The following is a 23,561-nucleotide window of genomic DNA, read 5'->3' as shown; positions in this document are numbered from 1 at the left end:
GGCGCGCCGAACGGCACTCTGCCCTTCATGAGCCGTGATGTTGTTAACGATATCTGCCGGGGCTTGCCCGGTGCCGAGTGGTCGGACCCTTGGGGTGGCGGTCACGATGCGTGGAAAATCGGGGGCAAGATGTTTGCCTGTATTGGCACGGCAAATGACGGGGTTTCCGTTAAAACGCCCGATGTCGAAACGGCGCAGATGCTGATTGATGCCGGGATCGCGGTCAAAGCGCCCTACTTTCACCGAAGCTGGGTCCGCCTGCCTTTCGACGCCGACCCAGACGAGATGCGCCACCGCCTGACAGCGTCCTACGATCTGGTGCGCGGGTCACTGACCAAGAAATTACAGGCGACGCTGCCGCCGCGAAGCTGATTGACAAATCCGATCTGCGATGCCCCATTCGGCGGTAAGGTCACGGGGGGCGACGGCATGAAACTGTCTCAGCGTATCACTCAGCTTAACGGCGGCGGCAGCGACGGCTGGGATGTGTTTTATCGGGCACGGCGCATGGTCAGCGAAGGCCATGCGGTGACGGAACTGACCATCGGCGAACATGACGTGCGGACCGATACGTCGATTCTCGAGGCGATGGACATATCGGCCCGCGACGGGCACACCGGTTACGCGATGGTGCCCGGAACCGACCTGTTGCGCGATACGGTCGCCGCTCGGGTTCAGATGCGGACCGGCGTTCCGACCACCCGCAACAATGTCATGATCACACCCGGTGGCCAGTCCGCGCTGTTTGCGTCGCATGTGGCGCTGTGTGATCCGGGCGATGTGGGCCTGTTCCTCGACCCGTATTACGCCACCTATCCCGGAACGATCCGTGGTGCCGGGGCGATTGCGCGCGCGGTTCAGACCTCTGCCGCAGACGCGTTTCAACCCCGGTCCCAGCAGATCGACGCCGCCGCAGACGGGGCCGTTTCGCTTCTGATCAACACGCCCAACAATCCGACCGGTGCCGTATATTCACGCCAAACCCTTGAAGACATTTCCGAAGTTTGCAAAAGGCGCGATCTGTGGCTGATCTCGGACGAGGTTTATGACACGCAGGTCTGGGAGGGTGAGCACATCTCTCCCCGCGCCCTGCCCGGCATGGCCGAGCGGACGCTGGTGATCGGCTCCATGTCGAAATCCCACGCCATGACCGGCTCGCGCTGCGGTTGGATCGTTGGCCCGGAAGAGGTCATCAGCCATCTGATCAACCTCGCCACGCATACCACCTATGGCGTTCCGGGCTTCATTCAGGACGCGGCCAGTTTTGCGCTGAGTTCGGGCACGACGCTTGAAGAAAACATCGCCGCCCCCTTCCGCCGCCGGAGAGCTCTGGCCGTCAAGCTGCTGGAGGGTCAGAACACCGTCGGGCTGGTTCCCGCCCAGGGGGCGATGTACCTGATGCTGGATGTCCGCGCGACGGGCTTGAATGGCGAAGGCTTCGCCAATGCATTGCTGGACGCGCATTCCATCGCCGTGATGCCGGGCGAAAGCTTCGGCAAGGCTGCCGCCGGACATGTTCGTGTTGCGATGACGGTGGATAATGACCGGTTCGAGGCGGCCCTGAAAACTCTGTGCGACTTCGCCGCCAAACTGGCCAGCCGTCACGCGGCGGAATAAGGCGGATCAGAACCGGAACGTGGTGCGCAGGTTGAACACGTTTGCATCCAGACCGCCATTCGACCGTGTTATATCGTCAAAGTCCTGACGCAGGGCTTCACCGCTGATGACGAAGTTCTCGTTGATCGGATAAGCAACGCCGATCCCGTAAACGGCCGCCGTGTCATTATCGACCGAAGTATCGGCACGCGCCGCCCCCACGACCACATACCCCAGCGCCCCGCCAAAATCATAGCCGCCGCGCAGCTTGACGCTGGTCATACTGTCCAGACTACCCTGATTCTGGCTAAGGTTGAGAGACAGCCGGTTATATTCAAGCTCACCGCCCAGAACGAAATTGCCGAAATCCCGATCGTAGCCGATATGTGCCCCAAAGACCGTATTATCGTCGCTGAACCCGCCGGGGCCGTTAGCGTCAGCATATCCAAAGCTGAACCCGGCATAGGCCCCTGTCCAATCCTCGGCCAAAGCCGGTGCGGCGCTTGTCACAGCCATCGCCACAATCAGGGCCGAACAGAGTTTCATACACTTCTCCAAGACATATTGCCCGGGCTTTGGCTGCTTTTGGGCGTCAGCGAACCACTGTTTCGAACGTGGTCTCTAATTCCCAAAATTCAATTAACATCACAGGTTATTCCAAACTAAGTGATCCAACTATAACAGATTTCTTCCATAACGGGAAAAAAACTCAGACTTTTTCTCAAGTTGCCTGCACCAACCGAGGGTATAAGCCGGTTTTTGAGCCGCAAGTCGCAAACAGAACAGATTGCGACGGCCTGCGTCCGGATACTGAGGGCCAGAAGTTGAGGGCATGCATGCACAACGAAGTCTGGAAAATCCGGCTTATCAGCCGCACGATCGGGGCAGATCGGGGCCGTGCTGCGCGTGGGCGTCCGTGCGGGGCATAGCATCTGCCACCCTTGTGACTGCTCAACTATCGGAATTCAGACCATGAACGATCAACCCCGTAACACTTCGCGCAGCGGTGGACGCGCCGCGCGCCGTGCCGCCCGTGCCTCGGCACTGCCCGACCATCTGCGCCCGGTGCGCCCCGGACTTGAGGGCGGGACGTATAGACCGCTGACGCAACCTCAGGTAGAGCGCATCCACGAGGCCGCCCTGCAGGCGCTTGAAACGATAGGGCTGGCCGACGCCCCCCAAAGCGGCATCGATTATCTGGTCGGCGCAGGCTGTACCCTCGGCGATGATGGCCGCATCCGCTTCCCCCGCGCGCTGGTCGAAGACACGATTGCCAAGGCAAACCGCTCGGTCACGCTGTTCAGCCGCGATGGTCAGACCGATCTGGAACTGTCCGGTTCAAAGGTTCACTATGGCACAGCAGGGGCCGCTGTCAGCGTTGTCGACGTGCATGGCCGTGAATACCGGGATTCGACCGTGCAGGATTTGCACGACGCGTCGCGGATTTGCGATCAGCTGGACAATATCCACTTCGTTCAACGGCCCATGGTCTGCCGCGATATCCTTGACAATATGGAGATGGACCTGAACACGATTTACGCATGTTGTTCAGGGACTTACAAACATGTCGGAACGTCGTTCACCGACCCGTCTTACGTCGCCCCGGCAATGGAAATGCTGCACATGATTGCAGGCGGCGAAGACAATTGGCGGGCGCGGCCTTTCCTGTCGAACACAAACTGCTTCGTCGTACCGCCGATGAAATTCGCAACCGAAAGCTGTCAGGTCATGGAGGAATGTATCAAGGCCGGCATGCCGATCCTGCTGCTGTCCGCCGGCATGGCCGGAGCGACGGCGCCTTCGACCATCGCCGGTGCGATCACGCAGGCGACGGCAGAATGCCTTGCAGGCTTGGTTTATGTAAACGCCGTAAGTCCCGGTGCTGCAGCCATTTTTGGCACTTGGCCCTTCGGTCTGGACCTTCGTACAGGGGCCATGTCGGTAGGGTCGGGCGAACAAGCGCTGCTAAGCGCGGGCTGTGCCCAAATGCACAAGTTCTACGATCTGCCGGGCGGTGCCGCCGCCGGGGCCTCGGATTCGAAACTGCCCGACATGCAGGCCGGGTGGGAGCAGATGTGTTCCAACGTCATGACCGGTCTGGCCGGGTTGAACATGGTCTACGAGGCGGCGGGCATGCATGCCTCACTGCTTGGGTTCTGCCTTGAAAGCTTGATCCTGGGTGACGATCTGATCGGACAGGCGCAGCGTTGTGTTCGGGGGATCGAGGTCAGCGATGAAACGCTGGCGCTGGACCAGATGGCCGAGGTGTGCCTTGGCGGACCCGGTCATTATCTGGGAACCGACGCGACGCTCAGCCGGATGCAGGCGGACTATGTGTATCCGACCTTCGGCGACCGTACCTCGCCGAAAGAGTGGGCCGAACTGGATAAACCCGACCTGATCGAAAAAGCCATCGCCCGGAAGGAAGAGATTCTGGCAAGCCCGTCTGCGGCCAAGTTCGATCCGCTTCTGGACGCCGAAATTCGCAGCAAGTTCAACATTCACCTGCCCGCGTAACATATTGAAAACAGGCGGCCCGGACGATTCCGGGCCGCCGCATGTCTTAGCCGTTACTCGGCGGCAGCAAGCCCGCCTCTTGCGCAACGGCAATCTCATCCGCGTCCAGTGCGCCGTCGCCATTCGCGTCCATCGCCGAAAAGCCATCGGCATCCACATCGGGCAGAACGGCCTGCACTTCTTCGATCGTCAGAACCCCGTCCCCGTTCGTGTCGGCCGAGGATTGCGCCGTAGCCAAAGTCGGAATTGCTGCGACAGCGACGAAAATGGCGGCCAGATTTTGCGGTTTCATTTGTTTGCCTCCTGAATGAGTTTTTGATGTTTGCGTCCGGACAGGCATCACAAACACCCAACCACCTAAGGTCGTCACCCGTTTCGCGAGATTTCGGGGAATTCGCGCCAATCTCCGCGTGTTTGGCCGAGTCGCATCCGCAACCCTCCGCCGCGCGAAATCCGCTTTCAGCCACTCGGCGGGTCTTGCCCGACGCGAAGCAGGTGATCCGGCAAGGCTCTGCCCACGTCGTGCAAAAAAAAGGGGGCCGAAGCCCCCTGTCAGTTTCGCCATCCAGGCTCATATCGTTGACCGCCCGGTGTTTTTTTGCCTGCGGCCTGGACGTCGTCTGGGACGAGCGCACCCGTCCCCTGAAAGAGTGGGAAGGAGCAAATATTCCGCCCCACCCTGTTCCCGGCCAACACGGGCATGTCGGCCGAGTGGATCAAGGCGAACTTGGTAAGTCTCGGTGCCTTGATCCGTATTCGTCGGGGTCGGTACCTGTGGCAGCTATCCGACCCCTGCACCCCGGGTTGCCGGGGCGCTAAACTTTTGGTTCAACGCAATAGCTGAGAGCTATTTTTCTACCTATCTCTGAGTTTCTGCTTTGGGGTTTGAGACCCCAAGTATGGTTGCCGGGATAAACATCAAACCTTTCCGGATGATCCAAACAGAGCTCAAGGTCGTGCGCCGTGGTTCGGTTGGCGCACAAAAAGTCCAAGGGTACCGGAAGCGAAAACTCACCTTCATCAAAGTTTTCGCGAAAATCCTGAACCTTACTTCCAATTTTGAAGTATCCAGAAACTTGCATTGAATCCTCCTTAGCTACACCCGCTTGTCGCGCCGCAGGTGTTGCACTTCATGCAGGTGCCGTTGCGCACCAGCGTGTAGTTTCCGCATTCACCGCAGGGATCGCCCTCGTAGCCCTGCATCTTGGCTTTGGTGCGAGCGTCCATTCCGGTTGCGACGGCGGTTTCCGCAGGCGCGTCGAAGGTCGCGGCGGGTTCCGCCATGCCGGTCACATCGGTCTGACCGCCATTGAACACCAACAGGTCCTGCGGCAGGCGCTTGCGCAGATAGCCGGTCGAGCTGATTTGTTTCAGCACTTCCAAGGACTTGGTCGCCGCGCTTTCACTGATTTCCGAGACATTCGGCAGACCGTCCTCTTCGCCCCGGCCCAGATCGTCGAAGGTTGCGCCTTCGGGTTTCACATGGGCCAGATCGGTCCGGTCCAGATAAGACACGGCCAGTTCACGGAAGATGTAATCGAGGATTGAAGTCGCGTTCTTGATCGAATCGTTGCCCTGCACCATCCCGGCCGGCTCGAACTTGGTGAACGTGAAGGCATCCACGAACTCTTCCAGCGGCACGCCATATTGCAGGCCGACCGACACGGCGATGGCGAAGTTGTTCATCATCGCCCGGAAGCCAGCGCCTTCCTTGTGCATGTCGATGAAAATCTCGCCCAGCTTGCCGTCTTCGAACTCACCGGTGCGCAGATAGACCTTGTGGCCGCCGACAATCGCCTTTTGGGTATAGCCTTTGCGGCGATGCGGCAGTTTCTCGCGATGGCTGCGGATCATTTCCTTGACCACAACCTTTTCGATCACCTTCTCGGCCAGAACGACGGCTTTTTCCTGCGTCGAACCGCTTTCCAGCACTTCCGCCGCCTCGTCGTCATCCTCGACCAGTGCCGCCGCCAGAGGCTGCGACAGTTTCGAGCCGTCACGATAGAGCGCGTTGGCTTTCACACCCAGCGACCAGCTGAGTTCATAGGCCTTCTGGCAATCCTCGATGGTCGCGTCATTCGGCATGTTGATCGTTTTGCTGATCGCGCCCGAGATGAAGCTTTGCGCTGCCGCCATCATGGTGATGTGGCTATCAACCCCAAGGAAACGCTTGCCTTTCTTGCCGCACGGGTTGGCGCAGTCAAAGATCGAATAGTGTTCTTCCTTTAGATGCGGCGCACCTTCCAGCGTCATCGTCCCGCAAACATGATCATTCGCCGCGTCGATATCCGCCTTCGTAAAGCCCAGATGGCGCAGCAGATCGAAAGTCGGGTCATTCAGCTTGGTCGCCGGGATGCCCAGAACGCCGGTGCAGAAATCCTCGCCCAGTGTCCACTGATTGAAGACGAAGCGGATATCAAAGGCGCTTTCCAGTGCCGCATCCACCTTTGCCAGCTCATTGGGGCCAAAGCCGTGGCCGGTCAGCGAGGTGTGGTTGATCCCCGGGGCGTTGCCGATGGTGCCGTGACCAACCGCGTGGCCTACGATCTCTTCGATCTGAGACGAAGAATAGCCCAGTTTTTCCAGCGCCGACGGCACCGAGCGGTTGATGATCTTGAAGTAACCGCCTCCCGCGAGCTTCTTGAATTTTACCAGCGCGAAGTCCGGCTCGATCCCGGTCGTGTCGCAATCCATCACCAGACCGATGGTGCCGGTCGGTGCGATCACGGTGGCCTGCGCGTTGCGGTAGCCGTTCTTCTCGCCGAGGCTCAGGGCCTCATCCCAAGCCGACATGGCCAGATCGACCAAACGTTTGTCCGGGCAGTTGCCGTGGTCCAAAGGCACCGGCTTCACGGCAAGCTTCTCATAGCCAGTCGTGACACCCTGCGCCGCGCGGCGGTGGTTGCGGATGACGCGCAACATGTGATCGGCGTTGCGCTCATAGCCATTGAAGGCGCCTAACTCGCCGGCAATCTCGGCCGAGGTCGCATAGGCCACACCGGTCATGATCGCGGTCAGCGCGCCGCAGATCGCGCGGCCTTCGTCCGAGTCATAGCTGTAGCCCATGTTCATCAGCAGACCGCCGATATTGGCATAGCCCAGACCCAGCGTGCGGAAGTCATAAGACAGCTGCGCGATTTCCTTCGACGGGAACTGCGCCATCGTCACCGAGATTTCCAGCGTCAGGGTCCACAGCCGCGAGGCGTGCATGTAGTCGGCCGCCTGGAACTCATCGTCCTTCAGGAAGGTCAGCAGGTTCATTGAGGCCAGGTTACAGGCCGTGTCATCGAGGAACATATATTCCGAGCACGGGTTCGAGCCGCGAATCTCACCATCTTCGGGGCATGTGTGCCATTCGTTGACCGTGTCGTGGAACTGAATGCCCGGATCGGCACAGGCCCACGCGGCGTGGCCGACCTTTTCCCACAGATCGCGCGCCTTGACGGTCTTGGCGACCTTGCCATCCGTGCGGTTGATCAATTCCCAATCCGCGTCTTTCTCAACAGCGGTCAGGAACGCGTTTGTCACGCGGATCGAGTTGTTCGAGTTCTGACCCGAGACCGAGCTATAGGCTTCCGAATCCCAGTCCGTGTCGTAGGTCGGGAATTCGATACTGTCGTGGCCCTGCTTGGCGTAATCCAGCACACGCTTGATGTAAGTTTCGGGGATCGCGACTTTTTTGGCCTCGCGCACCGCCTTTTTCAGCGCGTCGTTCTTGTTGGGGTCATAGGCGTCATCCGCCGCACCGTCCCAGGAACGGATGGCCTCGAAAATGCCGTTCAGCATCTTCTCGTGCATTTTCGATCCGGCAACGATCGAGGCCACCTTCTGCTCTTCAATCACCTTCCATTCGATGAATTGCTCGATATCGGGGTGATCTGCATCGACGATCACCATCTTTGCTGCCCGACGGGTTGTCCCGCCTGATTTGATCGCGCCAGCGGCGCGGTCGCCGATCTTGAGAAAGCCCATGAGGCCCGATGACTTGCCGCCACCCGACAGCGCCTCACCTTCTGCGCGCAGATGGCTGAAGTTGGTCCCGGTGCCCGAGCCGTATTTGAACAGGCGCGCCTCGCGCACCCACAGGTCCATGATGCCGCCTTCGTTCACCAGATCATCATCGACAGACTGGATAAAGCACGCGTGCGGCTGCGGATGCTCATAGGCGGATTTGGATTTGGTCAGCTTGCCGGTCTTGTAATCGACATAGTGGTGCCCCTGCGCCGGGCCGTCGATGCCATAGGCCCAGTGCAGACCGGTGTTGAACCACTGCGGCGAGTTCGGCGCGGCGCGCTGGGTCGCCAGCATATACCGCATCTCGTCGAAATAGGCGCGCGCGTCTTCCTCGGTCGAGAAATAGCCGCCCTTCCAGCCCCAATAGGCCCAAGCACCGGCCAGACGGTCGAACACCTGCTTCGAGGATGTCTCGCCATCGAACTCAGCACCTTCCGCGGGGACCGAGCGCCACAGGAATTCGGGGACGTCTTTTTCCTTAACTTTCTTCATCTTGGACGGGACGCCCGCTTTGCGGAAGTATTTTTGCGCGATCACGTCGCTGGCGACCTGGCTCCAGCTTGAGGGGACCTCGATATCGTCCAGACGAAACACGATGGTGCCGTCCGGGTTGCGGATTTCAGACGTCGCGGACACGAAATCTAGCTCTGCGTATGCGTCCTGCCCTGTTTTAGTGAATTTCCTGTCAATCTTCATGTCCGCCGCCCTATATTCAAAAGCCTTTTCACCCAGCTTCGTGCTCAAAAATACCGAGCCATCCACCATGCCGAAGTTCACGGGCGCAAAAGACAGGGCGCTGCCGATAACAGCGCAGAACCGGCTAAGCGGCTGCACGATAGTCTGGTGTGCTTTCCGTCCCTTGCCCTGTACCCATCCCCGGCTTTTCTACCAGATGTAGTGGGGTCACGTTCGGCTTATACAATCTGGCGTATGAACCCATACAAGGTCAACGGCCTTTTTGGGTCATTTTTGAAATCTTTTTGGTTGACCCGACTATCAGAGTGGAACCGGATTCCTGCGGGCACGATTCCTCCACAGGTTCATCCACGGCAAATTTCCGCCTATTTCAGAAGGCCGCAAATGAATTTGCCGTTTTTACCAGCATAGTTATCAGCGTTTGATCAACCAGTGGCCCACTGGGTAGGCTTGGACAGAATCACTCTGAACCCGGTGCATTGGCGACCAGAAAAATTCGTGCGATGTGCAAAGAATTGAGGGCAAACAAACAGATGCTGGCATTTCGCCTCGTTCCCGCACTGGCCGTTTTAGTGTCCTGTACACAACAAGATGTGCCCCCCGCATCACGCAGCGCACAGTTCGACCAACACCCTGAACGGTTGTTCGACACGTTCGAAACCGGCTGTTCAGGCCCCGGGGAGACCTTTCAGAAGGTCAGCAAGCGATCATATGAGTGCCGCGAGTTTCTGCCGCCCGAAACCACCGCCTATCTGATTCTCAACTACAGCGGCGATCCGCAGGACCTGCCCCAAAGCGTGATGCGCCTGACCTCGACCAAAAACGAGGGCGGCTACCGGGTAGATGCACGGCTTTTCTTCAACGTGCCGCAAAGAAGCGGCGCCACGGTCGAAATACCTGTGGAAAGCAAGGCACTGGATCAGACCCTAGGTGCGCTGTACCAGCGCATGGGCGGATCACCGACATAATAGAGAGAAAAAGTGGTCGGGGCGGCAGGATTCGAACCTACGACCCCCTGTACCCAAAACAGGTGCGCTACCAGACTGCGCCACGCCCCGGACCGTGCGCCTTCCTAAACGGGCCGATCTGATTTGAAAAGCCCTAACAGGGCCAAATCGCGGGGCCTTGCGAAAAAATCTGGTGCCGCATCTGGGTTCCCGGTGTGATCAGATACCGGGCCGCCAGACCCGCATTGATTTCCAGCACCGCAAAGACCGAGTCGCCCCCTTCGATCATGCTCAGATCACCGGGAATCGCGTCCGCATGCACGCGCGTCACCGTCCCGGTGCTGTCGAAAAAAATCATGTCGAGAGGAATCAGCGTGTTCTTCATCCAGAACGCAACCGGCTGCGGCGGGTCGAAGACAAACAACATGCCCGAACGGCTGGGCAGCGATTCCCGGAACATCAAACCGCGCGACCGTTCCTGCGGCGTCACCGCAAGTTCAACGTCAAACCGGACCTGAGACTTATCGTTGCGAAGATCGACGCGCCCCGGACTGCAGGCGGCCATAACATTTCCGGCCCAAAGTACTGAAAGCAGAGCCGGAAGTGTCAGACACCGCATCATTCCGATCAGTCGTCCAGGGCCGCTTCCCAGGCCAGCACCTGCGCGGCCATACGCCCGCGCTTGCCGTCGATCACGCGCATCGCCAGCGCTTCGCCCGGCTGCAGATCTGCAAGACCGGACCGGCGCAGAACCTCGATGTGCAGAAAGACATCCTCGCCCCGGCCAAAGACATTCGCAAAGCCAAATCCCTTGCCCTTGTCGAACCATTTGACCCGCGCGGCCTCAAGCGGCGCTGCCGCGATCTCCGCCGGGTCAAGCTCGGCGAAATCCGCCAGCAGCATGGTATCGGCCCGGGCCGGAGGGTCGACCGCAATCACCTCGACCGCTTGAACGCCACGATCCGTGCGATGGGTCATGATCTCGATTCCGGCGCCGTCGGCGACCGAGCTCTGACCGAAATTCCGCAATACATTCACATGTAACAGAATATCCGGACCGCCTGCGTCAGACACAACAAATCCGTACCCCTTTGCAGGGTCGAACCATTTAACGTGTCCACGTACGCGGTACATGCTGTTCAGATCTTCTGGCACGGTTTTCCCATCGCGAAAATTAGCGCTTCGTTAAGGGTTTGTTGTTTATGGGAATGGCAGGCAAATTCAAGTTGAAAAAATCCTTTGTTTTCTGCCTGTTGCATTTCGCGACACGTGAACATCATGGATTCAACCTCTGTACCTGCCACTTGGAACCTGGCGCATCCCTTTGCCACCTGAACCGGTCATGGAGACGAAACGCACCATCGGCCCAGAATTCGATTTCAATCGGCGTCAACCTGTACCCACCCCAGAATGGGGGGCGCGGCGGATTGGCACCCAGTTTCGCCGTCACCTTTGCAACCTCGGCCATAAGGGCCGCACGGCTGCTCAGGGGTTGTGACTGGCGTGAAGCCCACGCCCCCAAACGGCTTTTCAGCGACCGCGATGCATAATATTCATCGGCCTGCGGTCCACTTTCGCGGGTGATTGTACCACGAACACGCACCTGACGCCTCAAAGATTTCCAATGCATTACGAAAGCTGCTTTTCCGGCGCTATCCAACTCGGCTGCCTTGGCACTCTCGTAATTGGTGTAAAACACGAACGCGCCCGGTTCGATTTCTTTCAGCAATACCATCCGCGCATTCGGCATGCCATCAGAATCAACGGTCGCCAACGCAATCGCATTCGGGTCGTTTGCTTCCGTCTTTTCAGCCTCTGCCAGCCACCGCGCCGCTATTTCAAACGGATCGGTGCCGGCAAAGATGCCATCGCGTTCGCTCATTTCCATCCCCTGGAACGTCCTGAGGTCAAACCTAAGGCGATAACCCGCTGCGGGCAAGAGCGCACGGCCTTGATGCAGCGCATCCAATGGCATAAACCAACGCAACACATCGCGAAGACAGGCGGAGAACCAAACATGTCAAATCAGTTGATGGCCGGGAAACGCGGCCTCATCATGGGACTGGCCAATGACAAATCAATCGCATGGGGTATCGCCCGCGCCTTGTCCGACGCAGGGGCCGAGCTGGCCTTTTCGTATCAGGGCGATGCGCTGAAAAAGCGGGTTGATCCGCTGGCGGCGCAACTGGGCAGTGAAATCGTGCTGCCCTGCGATGTAAGCGACGAGGCGTCGATTGATACGCTGTTCACATCGCTCGAGGAAAAATGGGGCAAGCTGGATTTTGTCGTCCACGCCATCGGATTTTCCGACAAGAACGAGCTGCGCGGCCGCTATGTCGATACCAGCCGGGCGAATTTCAAGCTGACGATGGATATTTCGGTTTATTCCTTCACCGCCGTCATGCAACGGGCCGAGAAAATGATGTCTGAAGGCGGCAGCGCCGTCACGCTGACCTATTATGGCGCCGAACAGGTGATGCCGCACTATAATGTCATGGGTGTCGCCAAGGCGGCGTTGGAAGCGTCGGTCAAGTATCTCGCCGAGGATCTGGGCAAGGACGGCATCCGCGTCAATTCGATCTCGGCCGGTCCAATCAAAACGCTGGCCGCCAGCGGCATCGGCGATTTCCGCTACATCATGAAGTGGAACGAATACAACTCGCCCCTGCGCCGCAACGTGACCATCGATGACGTCGGCAAATCGGCGCTGTATCTGCTGTCCGACCTCAGCAGCGGCGTGACCGGGGAAAATCTGCATGTGGATTCGGGCTACCACATCGTCGGCATGAAAGCCGTCGACGCGCCTGACGTCGAAAAGGGCTAAGATCATGAGCGCCAAGGACCGCCTGCCCCACGAAAAGGGATTCCACATCAGCTGGGACCAGATTCACCGCGACTCGCGCGCCCTCGCCTGGCGGCTTGACGGCCAAGGCCCCGACGATGGCGCCTGGAAGGCCGTTGTCGCGATCACCCGCGGCGGCATGGCGCCCGCGATGATCGTCAGCCGCGAGCTGGATATCCGCACCGTCGATACGGTCAGCGTGAAATCCTATCACCATCAGGCGCAGGGTGAGGCTGAAGTGCTGAAAGCCCCCAACGCCGACCTGATGGGCGACGGGACCGGCGTTCTGATCATCGACGATCTGGTCGACAGCGGCAAAACGCTGGAACTGGTGCGCGAGATGTATCCCAAGGCGCATTTCGCCACCGTCTACGCCAAGCCCAAGGGCCGCCCGATGGTCGACACCTTTATCACCGAGGTCAGCCAGGACACATGGATCTTCTTCCCGTGGGACATGGCGCTTCAATATGTCGAACCCTACCGGGGCACAGACTAAATCCTTCTTCTTTCTCAAGAAGTACCTCGGAACGCGGGGCGGAGCCTCGCCAAAAGTCGGTTCTGCCATGGCTCACACACGCACCAGCGCCACCTTCCCCCCTCCGGTGATGGAGGCACGGCGCTGGCTTGAAGGCGTCACCTTCCCTGCCGACAGACCGCTGGTCAATGTCAGTCAGGCGGCGCCGGTTGATCCGCCGCCCCTGGCGCTGCGGCAGGCCATGGCCGACTTTGCGGTGAACGAGGACAGCGCGCATCTTTACGGTCCGGTTTTGGGCAACACCAACCTGCGCACCGCGCTGGCACAGCAGGTCGGCGAGCATTACGCAGCGCAGATCGCGCCCGAACAGATCGGCATCACGTCGGGGTGCAATCAGGCGTTTGCCTCGGTCATCTCGGCCCTCACCGACCAAGGCGATGAGGTCATTCTGCCGACGCCGTGGTATTTCAACCACAAAATGTGGCTGGACATGGCCGGTGTTCGCACCGTGGACCTGCCGACCGGGGATGATCTGCTGCCCGATCCTGAAGCCGCACGGCAGTTGATCACCGACAAAACACGCGCCATTGCACTGGTCACGCCCAACAATCCGGGCGGGGTCGAGTACCCCTCGGATCTGGTCAAAGCCTTTTACGATCTGGCCCGCGAAACCGGTATCCGCCTGCTGGTGGACGAAACCTATCGCGATTTCGACAGCCGCAGCGGCCCGCCGCACGAGTTGTTCCAGCAACCCGGCTGGGACGAGACGCTGGTGCACCTCTATTCCTTCTCCAAAGCCTACCGCCTGACCGGGCACCGCGTCGGGGCCATCGCCACAAGTGCCGCGCTATTGGCCGAGATTGAGAAATTCCTTGATACCGTCGCCATCTGCCCCGGACAGATCGGGCAGTTCGCGGCGCTCTGGGGGATGGAGAACCTGTCGCAATGGGTGGCTGGTGAGCGCGACGAAATCCTCGACCGGCGCGCTGCGATTGCCGACGGCATGCCGAAGCTGACGGCCAAGGGATGGCGGTTGCTGGGGCTTGGCGCTTACTTCGCCTATCTGGAACACCCCTACGACATGCCATCCGATGAACTGGCCCGCCTGTTGGTGGCCAAGGCTGGCGTTCTGCTGCTTCCCGGCACCATGTTCATGCCGGACCACGACCCGGCTGGACAGCGTCAGGTCCGGGTCGCGTTTGCCAACCTTGATCGCGCGGGGATTGGCCAGTTGTTCGACCGTTTGCAGGCCCTGTCCATCTAAGCTTGCCCCCCGGCGGCGCGCATCGTATTCAGGGCCGCAACCGACAGGGCAGCAACCTGCCACTAAACAAGAGGGCACCATGGCCGCAGGCGTTAAAAGTCTTTCGAAAACCTTTGTCTGGATTCTGATGGGCCTGTTGTTTCTGGGCCTTGCGGGCTTTGGTGCGACCAGCCTGACCGGCACCATCCGCACGGTTGCGCAGGTTGGGGATGAAAGTGTCTCTGTCGACGCCTATGTGCGCGAGCTTCAACGCGAAATCCGCGCGGTCGAGGCGCAGACAGGCCAGCCTTTGCAAATGTCACAGGCGCGCGAACTGGGCCTTGAACAACTCGCCCTGTCCCGGCTGACCGCCGTGGCGGCGCTGGATAATGAGGTCGCGCAACTTGGCATCTCGATAGGGGACGAAAACCTGCAAGAGGAAATCGTCTCGATCCCCGCGTTTCAGGGCGTCAACGGCACGTTTGACCGCGAAACATATCGCTTCCAACTGGAACAGGCTGGGATGACCGATACCCAGTTCGAAGATGATCTGCGCAAGGAATCGGCCCGTACCATCGTTCAGGGCGCGTTGATGGGCGGTGTGACCATGCCCGCCGCGCTGACGGACACCCTGACCGACTATATCGGCGCGCGGCGCAGCTTTACGGTTGCGACTGTGGGTGCCGATGCGCTGGCCGAACCCATCGCCGACCCCACTGACGCGCAGGTTCAGGCCTTTTACGACGAAAACACCGATAGCTTCACCCTGCCCCGGACCAAACGCCTGACCTACGCCCTTCTGTCACCCGAGATGCTGGTGGATACGGTTGAGGTCGATGAGGATTCGCTTCGACGCCTGTACGACCAGCGCATCGCCGAGTTCCAGCAGCCCGAACGCCGTCTGGTCGAACGCCTGAACTTCCCAGACGAAGCGGCTGCAAACGACGCCAAGGCCCAGCTTGAGGTCGGTGGCACAACCTTTGAACAACTGGTGCGCGACCGGGAACTGGAACTCAGCGATATCGATCTGGGCGACGTGACGCGCGAAGACCTCGGCGATGCCGCGGATGCGGTGTTTGCCGCCGATCTCGATACCGTGGTCGGGCCGCTTCCTTCGGTCTTTGGCCCTGCCCTGTTCCGCATCAACGGATCGCTGGCCGCAAACAATGTGCCCTTTGAAGAGGCCGAGCCTGCCCTGCGGGAAGAAATGGCCTCGGACCGCGCCCGTCGCCTGATCGAGGCGCAGGCCGAGGACATCAACGACATGTTGGCCGGTGGGGCCACGCTGGAAGAACTGGCCGCCGAGACCGAGATGGAGCTGGGCCAGATCGACTGGACCCGCAACAGCTCGGACGGTGTTGCCGCCTATGACGGCTTTCGCACCACAGCCGAAGCCGTGCGCGAGGGCGACTTCCCTGAGGTTGGTTTCCTCGAAGACGGCTCGATCTTTGCGCTGCGCCTGAACGAAACCCTGCCCCGCCGCCCCGAACCGTTGGACAGCGCCCGCGACCGGGTTGCGGACGCCTGGGTGCAGGCTGAAACCGGCAAAGCCTTGCAGGAACAGGCCAATTCCGTACTGACCAAACTGGCGACAGACGGGGATTTCGCGGCCACTGGCCTGCCCTTCCGCGTGGAAAACGCCCTGACGCGAACCGCGTTCCTTGACGATGTTCCGGCCGATTTCATGGCCGAGGTCTTTGCGATGGAGCCCGGCGATTTGCGTGTTATCGGCGGCAATGGCGCAGCCCTGATCGTGCGTCTGGATGAGGTTCTGCCCCCCGCCGAAACCGACGAGTTGCGCCAGATGCAACAGGCGCTTTCGGCCCAGTTGGATCAGGCCCTGGCCCAAAACATCTTCGACGCCTATGTCCGCGATGCCCAGACCCGGGCGCGCCCGATCATCGACCAGCAGGCCCTGAACGCCGTGCAGGCGAGCTATTAAAACGAGGCCGATATGGCGCTGACCCCCGATTTCGACACGTTCGCGCGCGCCTATGAGGCGGGCGAAAATCAGGTCGTTTACACCCGCCTCGCGGCTGATCTGGATACGCCGGTCTCGCTGATGCTCAAGCTGACCGGCGCGCAGAAAGACGCGTTCATGCTGGAATCCGTCACCGGCGGCGAGGTGCGCGGTCGGTATTCGATCATCGGGATGAAGCCCGACCTGATCTGGCAGTGTCGGGGTGCGGCGTCGGAGCTGAACCGCTCGGCCCGGTTCGACGCTGACGCCTTTGCGCCGCAGGACGGCGATCCGATGGACAACCTGCGCGCCCTGCTGGCCGAAAGCCGCATTGACTTGCCGGACGATCTGCCTCAGGCGGCGGCGGGGCTGTTCGGCTATCTGGGCTATGACATGGTGCGGCTGGTCGAGCACCTGCCCGACGTCAACCCCGACCCGCTGGGCCTGCCCGATGCAATCATGCTGCGCCCGTCAGTTGTTGCGGTGCTAGACGGTGTGAAAGGCGAAGTCACGGTCGTTTCCCCCGCCTGGGTCAGCGATGGGCAGTCGGCTAAGGCGGCCTATGCGCAGGCCGCCGAACGGGTGATGGACGCGGTGCGCGATCTGGAACGCGCCATGCCCGCCGAAACCCGCGACCTGGGCGACGCTTATGAGGTCGCGCCGCCGGTCTCGAACTTCACCAAACCGGGCTATATGGAAGCGGTCGAAAAGGCCAAGGAATACATTCGCGCCGGTGACATCTTTCAGGTCGTCCCGGCGCAACGCTGGACGCAGGATTTCCCGCTGCCGCCCTTTGCACTCTACCGCTCGCTGCGGCGGACCAACCCGTCGCCGTTCATGTTCTATTTCAACCATGGCGGCTTTCAGGTCGTGGGCGCAAGCCCCGAGATTCTGGTGCGCGTGTTCGGCAACGAAGTCACCATCCGCCCCATCGCCGGCACCCGCCCCCGCGGCGCGACGCCGGAAGAGGACAAGGCGAACGAGGTCGATCTGCTGGCCGACAAAAAGGAACTGGCCGAGCATCTGATGCTGCTGGACCTTGGCCGCAACGACACCGGACGTGTGGCCAAGATCGGAACCGTGCGCCCGACCGAGGAATTCATAATCGAGCGCTACAGCCACGTCATGCACATCGTGTCCAACGTGGTGGGCGAGCTGGCCGAGGATAAGGACGCGCTGGATGCCTTCTTTGCCGGGATGCCTGCAGGCACTGTCTCGGGTGCGCCAAAGGTCCGCGCGATGGAGATCATCGACGAGTTAGAACCAGAAAAGCGTGGCATTTACGGCGGTGGCGTGGGCTATTTCAGCGCGGGCGGCGACATGGATATGTGCATCGCCCTGCGCACGGCCATCGTGAAGGATCAGAAGCTCTATATTCAGGCCGGTGGCGGTGTTGTGTATGACAGCGACCCCGAGGCTGAATACATGGAGACCGTGCACAAATCCAACGCCATCCGCCGCGCTGCCGCGGATGCGGCGCGATTTACCGGTTCGGGCAACAGCTAAGAAAAGGGCGGCAGGTCTGTTGACCGCCGCCCTTTGAGTTTCCGCCGTGCAGTAACGATTACTGAATTTCCCGCATCATCACGGCCGAGATCGGGGCCATCGCCACCCGGCTGCCGCGGTCTTCCAGACCCCACAGCAACAGGGCCGAGATGGTCTCGGGGCGTACGCGGCCCAGCATCACGACCGTCCCTTCCTGACCGGCGCGGAACGCGGCCTGATCCAGAAAGCGGCGCATGATCTTCGGGTCCTGACGCGCGCCGTCAATGTCGCGGAACACAACGCCCGAGGGCACACCGTTACGTGCCGCCAGCTTCTGCACCGTGTTCAGACCGTTATCCTGCGTGATCAGACCACGCCCTGTTCCACCGGCAATCGCGGCGACCTGATCGGCCAGCTTGCGGTTGCCCTGAATGCCCGTGTTGATCCCTTCCAGAATCCCGACCGTCTCGGGCAGAGTGTCCAGCCAGACGGCCATCGAAACCTCGGCATCCTGTGCGCTTGCGGCCTCGGGCAGATCGGCCATTGCCAGAACCTCGAACCCGGCGGCGCGGTGGCGGGCCATCTTTTCGGCGGCAGCCGGGTCGGACGGGCTGACCGCGAAACTGATCGGATATGGGAAATCCTGCAGCGCTTCGACCCCGAACGCGCCTTCGTCATCGATCAGAATGATCGACATGAGCGGCTTGGCCTCGGGGTTCTGGAAAGACGCGGCGAAGGCTTCAATCGGTTTGCCCACCGGCGCTTCGGCGGGTGCCTCGGCGGTGGTCGGCTCTTCATCCCGGTCGGTCAGAGGGACCACCCGGGTTCCGACGATAGAGTTGCCTTCGGCCGCCTGCTCACCCCCGATCTGAGGCAAAGCCGCGATCCGGGGCAGCTTGCGCGGCAGCGCGTCTTCGTCGCCTTCAACCGCAATCGGGCTGTTTTCGAATGGGTTCTCTTCCTCCTGCTCCTGCGCGGGTTCCGAAACCTCGGGCAACGCGACGGGTTCCGGCTGCGGCTCGGGCTCAGGCTCAGGCTCAAGCAAGGCAATATCGGTCGTTTCCGGCGCGGGCGGCTCTGGTGCCTGGTCAATAACAACCGGTTCCACCTCTTCCTCCAGAGAAGCCGGAACCGCAGCCGGGGCCGGAGGTGCTACGGGCGCGTCGGTTGCCACGGCGACCTCGGTCGTCTCGGCCACGTCAGGCTGGTCAAGCGCCTGAACCTCATCCTCCAGCGCGGGTTGGCTGTCAGGGGCCGTCTCGACCCCGGCCAGATCGGCCAGATCATCCGTTTCCTCTTCGGCGGCTTTTGGCCCACGGGGCGGCAATTCGACCAGATCGGCGTCTGATCCTGCCGCTGCAACTTCGTCCGGTGCCTCGGCCGGTTCGACCGGCGCCGGTTCCGGGGCCTTCGTTGCGATCTGGGGTTTGCTGTTCAGCGGAGTGTTCAGTGACAAAACCGCGCCCGCAATCAAAACAACGACCGCGCCAGCGATCATTCCTCCGATAAATCCGCCCATTACTTTTGCCTTTCGCCTCATCTACTGCTCTGCTCATCCCTGCGCCGTCTCCTGCGGCGCTCGACCTGATGGTGCGTCGAAGGGGGATGTCCTCTTGACGCTGCCGCACAAGCCTGAGCATGTATGTCCCGACATTATACCGTGGCCCGGGGCTGTACCGCCAGCCCGAAATGCCCAAGCCGAGATAAGTGCCCAAATGCTGCTGCTGATCGACAACTACGACTCGTTTACCTACAATCTGGTACATTATTTGGGCGAACTTGGCGCCGAAATGGTCATTCGCCGAAACGATGCGCTGGATGTGCGGGAAGCGATGGCGATGAACCCCGCTGGCATCCTGCTGAGCCCCGGCCCCTGCGACCCGGATCAGGCCGGGATCTGCCTTGCCCTGACCGAAGCCGCAGCCGAGACGAAAACGCCGCTGATGGGCGTCTGCCTTGGGCATCAGACCATCGGTCAGGTCTTTGGCGGCAAGGTCATCCGCTGCCATGAGATCGTGCATGGCAAGATGGGCACCATGCATCACACCGGCAAAGGCGTCTTCGCCGGGCTGCCCTCGCCATTCGAGGCGACGCGCTATCATTCTCTGGTCGTCGAACGCGAGACCCTGCCCGATTGCCTTGAGATCACGGCAGAGCTGGAAGACGGCACGATCATGGGCCTGCAGCATAAAGAGCTGCCGATCCACGGCGTTCAGTTCCACCCGGAATCCATCGCCTCGGAACATGGTCACGCCCTGCTCAAGAATTTCCTGCAAGAACTGAAAGTCCCCGCATGAGCGACATTCTGAAACCGCTGATCGGCGCGGCCGCCGACCGGCCGCTGACCCGCGCCGAGGCAGAACAGGCCTTTGGTATTCTGTTCGACGGTGAAGCCACGCCCAGCCAGATCGGCGGTCTGCTGATGGCGATGCGCACGCGGGGCGAAACGGTGGACGAATACGCCGCAGCCGCTGCAGTGATGCGGGCCAAGTGCAACGCGGTTACGGCCCCAGCCGGTGCGATGGACATTGTGGGGACAGGGGGCGATGGCAAGGGTACGCTGAATATCTCAACCGCGACTGCCTTTGTGGTGGCGGGTGGGGGTGTCACTGTTGCCAAGCACGGCAACCGGAACCTCAGTTCCAAATCCGGGGCCGCGGATGCGTTGGGGCAGATGGGCATCAACGTGATGGTCGGCCCTGCAACCGTCGAAAAGGCGCTGAACGACGCGGGGATCTGCTTCATGATGGCCCCCATGCATCACCCGGCGATTGCCCATGTGATGCCCTCGCGCCAGGAACTTGGGACGCGCACGATCTTCAATATTCTCGGCCCCCTGACCAATCCCGCAGGCGTCAAGCGCCAGTTGACCGGGGCGTTCAGCCGGGAATTGATCCGCCCGATGGCCGAAACGCTGGGCCTGCTGGGCTCGGACCGCGCGTGGCTGGTGCACGGCTCGGACGGCACGGATGAACTGACCATCACCGGCGTCAGCTGGGTGGCCGCACTGGAAGACGGCACCGTCAAAGAGGTTGAACTGCACCCTGAAGACGCGGGCCTGCAGGTTCACCCGTTCGAAGATATCGTCGGCGGTACCCCCGAAGAAAACGCGGTGGCCTTCCGCGCACTGCTGGACGGCGCGCCCTCGGCCTATCGCGATGCGGTTTTGCTGAACGCAGCGGCGGCTCTGGTTGTGGCGGAAGCCGCCAGCGATCTGCGCGAAGGTGTTGCGAAAGCCGCCGAAAGCATCGATAGCGGAAAAGCCAAAGAAAAAATCAACGCCCTGGCCCGCATCACACAGGAAGCCGCATGACCGAGACTGTTCTGGACAAAATCAAAGCCTACAAACTGGAAGAAGTTGCGGCGGACAAGGCGCAAAAACCCTTGGACGAGGTTGAAGGCGAAGCCCGCAGCGCCCCCGAGGTGCGCGGGTTTGCCGAGGCGTTGCAGGCCGCATCCCGGCAAGGATATGGTCTTATTGCCGAGGTCAAGAAGGCCAGCCCCTCCAAGGGTCTGATCCGCCCCGATTTCGATCCGCCCGTTCTGGCGAAAGCCTACGAGGATGGCGGCGCGGCCTGTCTGTCCGTTCTGACCGATACGCCCAGTTTTCAGGGTGCGAAGGACTTTCTGACCCAGGCCCGCGCGGCGACGTCTCTGCCCGCGCTGCGCAAGGATTTCATGTACGACCCCTATCAGGTGGTCGAGGCCCGCGCGTTGGGCGCGGACTGCATCCTGATCATCATGGCATCGGTCGAGGATGATCAAGCCGCCGAGTTGGAACAAACCGCCATCGACTGGGGCATGGACGTTCTGATCGAGGTTCATGACGAGGACGATCTGGAACGCGCGACGCAGTTGAAAAGCCCGCTGATCGGGATAAATAACCGCAATCTCAAGACGTTCGAGACCACTCTTGATACCACGCGGCGGTTGTCGAAACTGGTGCCCGGCGACCGGAGAATTGTCTGCGAAAGCGGTCTGAGCACACCCGAGGACCTGTCGGACATTGCCCGGTACGGGGCGCGGTGTTTTCTGATCGGTGAAAGCCTGATGCGGCAGGACGACGTCGCCTCGGCGACCCGGCACCTGCTGGCCAACCCGCTGATCCCCGGAGGGATGTGATGCCGCTGACCCATTTCGACGCGCAGGGACAGGCACATATGGTGGATGTGTCCGACAAGGCCGTCACGGATCGGGTCGCGGTCGCGGCTGGCCACGTTAAAATGGCCCGCGCAACATTTGATCTTATTTCAGAAGGCCGCGCCAAGAAGGGCGATGTTCTGGGCGTCGCTCGGCTGGCTGGCATCATGGGCGCAAAGAAAACGCCGGATCTGATCCCGCTCTGCCATCCGCTGCCGGTGACCAAGGTCGCGGTGGAACTGACCCTCGACCCTGACCTGCCGGGCGTTCAAATCGAAGCGACAGTCAAGACCTCGGGCCAGACGGGGGTCGAGATGGAGGCGCTGACGGCGGTCTCGACGGCGGCGCTGACGGTCTATGACATGACCAAGGCCGTGGACAAGGCGATGCAGATCGGCGGCATCCGCGTTCTTCTGAAAGATGGCGGTAAATCAGGGCGTTACGAAGCGACATGATTAGCGTAGACGAGGCGCGCGCGCTGCTGTTTGATCTGGTCAAGCCCTCGCCGGTCGAGCAGGTTCCTTTGGCACAGTCTGCCGGTCGCGTTCTGGGGCAGGACGTTGCCGCGACACGGGACCAGCCTCCGTTTGCGGCCTCGTCCATGGATGGCTACGCGGTCAAGGCGACCGAGGTCGAATTGCACGCCATGTTCAAGGTCATTGGCGAGGCGACGGCTGGTCAACGGTTTGATGGCACAGTGGGCGCGGGACAGGCGGTGCGTATTTTCACCGGCGCGCCCGTTCCCGAAGGTGCTGATTTCATTGTCATTCAGGAAAACATTAACCGGCGCGGCGATCTGATCACGGTCAGCGATACGCCCAGTGCCAAGTCGAACATCCGGCCCGCTGGCGTCGACTTCACCAAGGGCACGGCAATACCGGCCCCCCGCCTGATCCGGGCCGAGGATGTGGCGCTGATGGCCGCCATGAACATCGCGCAGGTCCCGGTGACGAAAAAGCCGGTTGTTGCCCTGATCTCGACAGGAAACGAGTTGGTGATGCCCGGCGAAATGCCCGGACCCGACCAGATCATCGCGTCGAACACCTTTGGCCTTCAGGCCTTGCTGGAAGGTCTGGGGGCGCATGTCCGCGTTCTGCCGATTGCGCAGGACACGGTGCCGTCGCTGGAAACGGCCTTTGATCTGGCAAATGGCGCCGATCTGGTAGTGACGATCGGCGGGGCTTCGGTGGGGGATTACGATCTGGTCTCGGACGTCTCGCAGGGTCTGGGGATGGAGCGGTCGTTTTACAAAGTTCGCATGCGCCCCGGTAAGCCTCTGATGGCTGGCCGCATGGGCGGTGCGGCGATGGTTGGTCTGCCCGGAAACCCTGTCAGTGCAATGGTTTGCGGCTATCTGTTCCTTGCCCCGATGGTGCGCCGGATGTTAGGTCTGGATCAGGTGGTGACACCGTTTCGCCGCGCTGTTTTGGCCGAACCGCTGGCGGCAAACGGCCCTCGCGAGCACTATATGCGCGCGCAACTGGACGAAAACGGCATCCGCGCCTGCCCCGATCAGGACAGTTCATTGCTGAGCGTTCTGGCGCAGGCAGATGCGCTGCTGGTGCGCCCTCCGAACGATCCGCCCCGGCAAGCCGGGGATCAGGTTTCCTACCTGCCGATTTGAAAACACCCCAAATTCGTTGACA

General features: G+C 60.8%; 22 protein-coding genes and 1 tRNA gene. 14 read left to right on the top strand and 9 right to left on the bottom strand.

Features of this window, described 5'->3' with window-relative positions; all coding sequences use genetic code 11:
• Window positions 1-27: 27 nt before the first annotated feature.
• Both ACR0EZ_RS15995 and ACR0EZ_RS15990 read left to right on the top strand, forming a co-directional pair.
• Window positions 28-372 (top strand): MmcQ/YjbR family DNA-binding protein, encoded by a 345-nt coding sequence (locus ACR0EZ_RS15995; protein ID WP_480614927.1) that lies wholly within the window; start codon window positions 28-30, stop codon window positions 370-372.
• A gap of 57 nt (window positions 373-429) precedes the next feature.
• Window positions 430-1,617 (top strand): pyridoxal phosphate-dependent aminotransferase, encoded by a 1,188-nt coding sequence (locus tag ACR0EZ_RS15990; protein ID WP_480614925.1) that lies wholly within the window; start codon window positions 430-432, stop codon window positions 1,615-1,617.
• A 6-nt stretch (window positions 1,618-1,623) separates the two neighbouring features.
• Here ACR0EZ_RS15990 and ACR0EZ_RS15985 read toward each other — a convergent pair whose 3' ends face one another.
• Window positions 1,624-2,142, bottom strand: a complete 519-nt coding sequence (locus tag ACR0EZ_RS15985) for an outer membrane protein (protein ID WP_480614923.1) — start codon at window positions 2,140-2,142, stop codon at window positions 1,624-1,626.
• A gap of 426 nt (window positions 2,143-2,568) precedes the next feature.
• Between ACR0EZ_RS15985 and ACR0EZ_RS15980 the strand changes: the two genes are divergently transcribed.
• The gene (locus ACR0EZ_RS15980; protein ID WP_480614921.1) at window positions 2,569-4,113 is read left to right on the top strand and encodes a trimethylamine methyltransferase family protein; all 1,545 of its coding nucleotides are present in this window, start codon (window positions 2,569-2,571) and stop codon (window positions 4,111-4,113) included.
• Window positions 4,114-4,159: 46 nt separating this feature from the next.
• Here the strand turns inward: ACR0EZ_RS15980 and ACR0EZ_RS15975 are convergent, their stop codons facing one another.
• The 3 genes from ACR0EZ_RS15975 to ACR0EZ_RS15965 form a co-directional block, all read right to left on the bottom strand.
• Window positions 4,160-4,405, bottom strand: a complete 246-nt coding sequence (locus ACR0EZ_RS15975; protein ID WP_480614919.1) for an EF-hand domain-containing protein — start codon at window positions 4,403-4,405, stop codon at window positions 4,160-4,162.
• A gap of 523 nt (window positions 4,406-4,928) precedes the next feature.
• Window positions 4,929-5,195, bottom strand: a complete 267-nt coding sequence (locus tag ACR0EZ_RS15970) for a hypothetical protein (RefSeq protein WP_480614917.1) — start codon at window positions 5,193-5,195, stop codon at window positions 4,929-4,931.
• Between the two features lie 10 nt (window positions 5,196-5,205).
• Entirely contained in the window at window positions 5,206-8,823 is a 3,618-nt protein-coding gene (locus ACR0EZ_RS15965) for a vitamin B12-dependent ribonucleotide reductase (protein WP_480614915.1), read from the bottom strand.
• Window positions 8,824-9,302: 479 nt separating this feature from the next.
• Here ACR0EZ_RS15965 and ACR0EZ_RS15960 point away from each other — a divergent pair, with 479 nt between their 5' ends.
• Entirely contained in the window at window positions 9,303-9,791 is a 489-nt protein-coding gene (locus ACR0EZ_RS15960) for a hypothetical protein (protein WP_480614913.1), read from the top strand.
• A gap of 13 nt (window positions 9,792-9,804) precedes the next feature.
• On the opposite strand, the gene ACR0EZ_RS15955 is transcribed toward ACR0EZ_RS15960, so the two are convergent.
• From ACR0EZ_RS15955 to pdxH, 4 genes are all read right to left on the bottom strand, one after another.
• Window positions 9,805-9,881, bottom strand: a tRNA-Pro gene (locus ACR0EZ_RS15955).
• A gap of 43 nt (window positions 9,882-9,924) precedes the next feature.
• A complete protein-coding gene (locus ACR0EZ_RS15950) occupies window positions 9,925-10,335 on the bottom strand; it encodes a DUF192 domain-containing protein (RefSeq protein WP_480614911.1) in 411 nt (136 codons plus the stop codon).
• Between the two features lie 62 nt (window positions 10,336-10,397).
• On the bottom strand, window positions 10,398-10,925 hold the full coding sequence (locus tag ACR0EZ_RS15945; RefSeq protein ID WP_480614909.1) for a cold-shock protein: 528 nt from the start codon (window positions 10,923-10,925) through the stop codon (window positions 10,398-10,400).
• A 121-nt stretch (window positions 10,926-11,046) separates the two neighbouring features.
• On the bottom strand, window positions 11,047-11,652 hold the full coding sequence (pdxH, locus tag ACR0EZ_RS15940) for a pyridoxamine 5'-phosphate oxidase (protein ID WP_480614907.1): 606 nt from the start codon (window positions 11,650-11,652) through the stop codon (window positions 11,047-11,049).
• Between the two features lie 135 nt (window positions 11,653-11,787).
• On the opposite strand from pdxH, the gene fabI reads away from it, so the two are divergent.
• The 5 genes from fabI to trpE all read left to right on the top strand — a co-directional run bounded on the left by fabI (window position 11,788) and on the right by trpE (window position 17,796).
• Complete coding sequence (gene fabI, locus ACR0EZ_RS15935; RefSeq protein ID WP_480614905.1) at window positions 11,788-12,594, top strand: enoyl-ACP reductase FabI; 807 nt, start codon at window positions 11,788-11,790, stop codon at window positions 12,592-12,594.
• A 4-nt stretch (window positions 12,595-12,598) separates the two neighbouring features.
• Window positions 12,599-13,108, top strand: coding sequence for a xanthine phosphoribosyltransferase (gene gpt / locus ACR0EZ_RS15930; RefSeq protein ID WP_480614903.1), 510 nt, complete (start codon window positions 12,599-12,601; stop codon window positions 13,106-13,108).
• Window positions 13,109-13,175: 67 nt separating this feature from the next.
• Window positions 13,176-14,351, top strand: coding sequence for an aminotransferase (locus ACR0EZ_RS15925; RefSeq protein WP_480614900.1), 1,176 nt, complete (start codon window positions 13,176-13,178; stop codon window positions 14,349-14,351).
• Window positions 14,352-14,430: 79 nt separating this feature from the next.
• On the top strand, window positions 14,431-16,272 hold the full coding sequence (locus tag ACR0EZ_RS15920) for a peptidyl-prolyl cis-trans isomerase (RefSeq protein WP_480614897.1): 1,842 nt from the start codon (window positions 14,431-14,433) through the stop codon (window positions 16,270-16,272).
• Window positions 16,273-16,284: 12 nt separating this feature from the next.
• Window positions 16,285-17,796 carry an anthranilate synthase component I gene (gene trpE / locus ACR0EZ_RS15915; protein WP_480614895.1) on the top strand — a complete coding sequence of 504 codons (1,512 nt, stop codon included), beginning with the start codon at window positions 16,285-16,287 and terminating at the stop codon, window positions 17,794-17,796.
• 58 nt (window positions 17,797-17,854) lie between these two features.
• On the opposite strand, the gene ACR0EZ_RS15910 is transcribed toward trpE, so the two are convergent.
• Entirely contained in the window at window positions 17,855-19,315 is a 1,461-nt protein-coding gene (locus ACR0EZ_RS15910) for a divergent polysaccharide deacetylase family protein (RefSeq protein WP_480614893.1), read from the bottom strand.
• A gap of 175 nt (window positions 19,316-19,490) precedes the next feature.
• Here ACR0EZ_RS15910 and ACR0EZ_RS15905 point away from each other — a divergent pair, with 175 nt between their 5' ends.
• Genes ACR0EZ_RS15905 through ACR0EZ_RS15885 form a run of 5 tightly spaced genes read left to right on the top strand, consistent with a single transcriptional unit; the run spans window position 19,491 to window position 23,539 of the window.
• Window positions 19,491-20,072 carry an anthranilate synthase component II gene (locus ACR0EZ_RS15905; protein ID WP_480614891.1) on the top strand — a complete coding sequence of 194 codons (582 nt, stop codon included), beginning with the start codon at window positions 19,491-19,493 and terminating at the stop codon, window positions 20,070-20,072.
• Window positions 20,069-21,088: an anthranilate phosphoribosyltransferase gene (trpD, locus tag ACR0EZ_RS15900; RefSeq protein WP_480614888.1), complete on the top strand. Its 1,020-nt coding sequence runs from the start codon at window positions 20,069-20,071 to the stop codon at window positions 21,086-21,088. Before ACR0EZ_RS15905 ends, trpD begins: the two co-directional genes overlap by 4 nt.
• Window positions 21,085-21,897 (top strand): indole-3-glycerol phosphate synthase TrpC, encoded by an 813-nt coding sequence (trpC, locus tag ACR0EZ_RS15895; RefSeq protein WP_480614885.1) that lies wholly within the window; start codon window positions 21,085-21,087, stop codon window positions 21,895-21,897. Before trpD ends, trpC begins: the two co-directional genes overlap by 4 nt.
• On the top strand, window positions 21,897-22,370 hold the full coding sequence (gene moaC / locus ACR0EZ_RS15890; RefSeq protein ID WP_480614882.1) for a cyclic pyranopterin monophosphate synthase MoaC: 474 nt from the start codon (window positions 21,897-21,899) through the stop codon (window positions 22,368-22,370). The genes trpC and moaC overlap by 1 nt, the downstream gene beginning before the upstream one ends.
• Window positions 22,367-23,539 (top strand): molybdopterin molybdotransferase MoeA, encoded by a 1,173-nt coding sequence (locus ACR0EZ_RS15885; protein WP_480614879.1) that lies wholly within the window; start codon window positions 22,367-22,369, stop codon window positions 23,537-23,539. Before moaC ends, ACR0EZ_RS15885 begins: the two co-directional genes overlap by 4 nt.
• Window positions 23,540-23,561 lie beyond the last annotated feature (22 nt).

The sequence above is a fragment of the Ruegeria sp. AK4 genome (assembly GCF_056541025.1).
The sequence above is the reverse complement of the archived record's forward strand: the minus strand, read 5'-3'. Positions and strand labels throughout refer to the sequence as shown.

Bases quoted from the DNA above. Each gene is read 5' to 3' on its own strand.
- trpC (WP_480614885.1), top strand. From the start codon at position 21,085: ATGACCGAGACTGTTCTGGACAAAATCAAAGCCTACAAACTGGAAGAA.
- moaC (WP_480614882.1), top strand. From the start codon at position 21,897: ATGCCGCTGACCCATTTCGACGCGCAGGGACAGGCACATATGGTGGAT.
- ACR0EZ_RS15980 (WP_480614921.1), top strand. From the start codon at position 2,569: ATGAACGATCAACCCCGTAACACTTCGCGCAGCGGTGGACGCGCCGCG.
- ACR0EZ_RS15985 (WP_480614923.1), bottom strand. From the start codon at position 2,142: ATGAAACTCTGTTCGGCCCTGATTGTGGCGATGGCTGTGACAAGCGCC.
- ACR0EZ_RS15965 (WP_480614915.1), bottom strand. From the start codon at position 8,823: ATGAAGATTGACAGGAAATTCACTAAAACAGGGCAGGACGCATACGCA.
- ACR0EZ_RS15905 (WP_480614891.1), top strand. From the start codon at position 19,491: ATGCTGCTGCTGATCGACAACTACGACTCGTTTACCTACAATCTGGTA.
- ACR0EZ_RS15910 (WP_480614893.1), bottom strand. From the start codon at position 19,315: ATGAGGCGAAAGGCAAAAGTAATGGGCGGATTTATCGGAGGAATGATC.
- ACR0EZ_RS15975 (WP_480614919.1), bottom strand. From the start codon at position 4,405: ATGAAACCGCAAAATCTGGCCGCCATTTTCGTCGCTGTCGCAGCAATT.
- trpD (WP_480614888.1), top strand. From the start codon at position 20,069: ATGAGCGACATTCTGAAACCGCTGATCGGCGCGGCCGCCGACCGGCCG.
- fabI (WP_480614905.1), top strand. From the start codon at position 11,788: ATGTCAAATCAGTTGATGGCCGGGAAACGCGGCCTCATCATGGGACTG.
- pdxH (WP_480614907.1), bottom strand. From the start codon at position 11,652: ATGAGCGAACGCGATGGCATCTTTGCCGGCACCGATCCGTTTGAAATA.
- trpE (WP_480614895.1), top strand. From the start codon at position 16,285: ATGGCGCTGACCCCCGATTTCGACACGTTCGCGCGCGCCTATGAGGCG.
- ACR0EZ_RS15990 (WP_480614925.1), top strand. From the start codon at position 430: ATGAAACTGTCTCAGCGTATCACTCAGCTTAACGGCGGCGGCAGCGAC.
- ACR0EZ_RS15885 (WP_480614879.1), top strand. From the start codon at position 22,367: ATGATTAGCGTAGACGAGGCGCGCGCGCTGCTGTTTGATCTGGTCAAG.
- gpt (WP_480614903.1), top strand. From the start codon at position 12,599: ATGAGCGCCAAGGACCGCCTGCCCCACGAAAAGGGATTCCACATCAGC.
- ACR0EZ_RS15950 (WP_480614911.1), bottom strand. From the start codon at position 10,335: ATGGCCGCCTGCAGTCCGGGGCGCGTCGATCTTCGCAACGATAAGTCT.
- ACR0EZ_RS15920 (WP_480614897.1), top strand. From the start codon at position 14,431: ATGGCCGCAGGCGTTAAAAGTCTTTCGAAAACCTTTGTCTGGATTCTG.
- ACR0EZ_RS15925 (WP_480614900.1), top strand. From the start codon at position 13,176: ATGGCTCACACACGCACCAGCGCCACCTTCCCCCCTCCGGTGATGGAG.
- ACR0EZ_RS15995 (WP_480614927.1), top strand. From the start codon at position 28: ATGAGCCGTGATGTTGTTAACGATATCTGCCGGGGCTTGCCCGGTGCC.
- ACR0EZ_RS15970 (WP_480614917.1), bottom strand. From the start codon at position 5,195: ATGCAAGTTTCTGGATACTTCAAAATTGGAAGTAAGGTTCAGGATTTT.